The following is a 318-nucleotide window of genomic DNA, read 5'->3' on the forward strand; positions in this document are numbered from 1 at the left end:
TTCAGCGCGGTCGCTTCGACGTTTTCCGCCAGGCCCGCTTCGAGCTGCGGCGCGTCGGCCAGCAACACCTTCGACACACCTGCAATCTTGGCTGCCGCATCGGCCGCGCCCTGCGCGTTGTGCCCCGCGACCAGCACGTGAATGTCACCGCCGATCTTCGCGGCCGCCGCCACCGTGTTCAGCGTCGCGGCCTTGATCGACGCGTTGTCATGTTCTGCAATCACCAGAATCGTCATTTCTTTCCGCTCCCTCTTACAGCACCTTGGCTTCGGTCTTCAGCTTCTCGACCAGCGTCTTCACGTCCGGCACCTTCACGCC

At 63.5% G+C, this 318-nt stretch carries 1 pseudogene; it reads right to left on the bottom strand.

From position 1 onward, the window contains the following. Positions 1-236 (bottom strand): annotated as a pseudogene (locus tag DIE08_RS35370) (electron transfer flavoprotein subunit alpha/FixB family protein); the annotation flags it as partial. Between the last annotated feature and the right edge of the window lie 82 nt (positions 237-318).

It is taken from the genome of Burkholderia sp. Bp9004, assembly GCF_003858025.1.
In the GTDB taxonomy this organism is placed as follows: Bacteria; Pseudomonadota; Gammaproteobacteria; order Burkholderiales; family Burkholderiaceae; genus Burkholderia; species Burkholderia diffusa.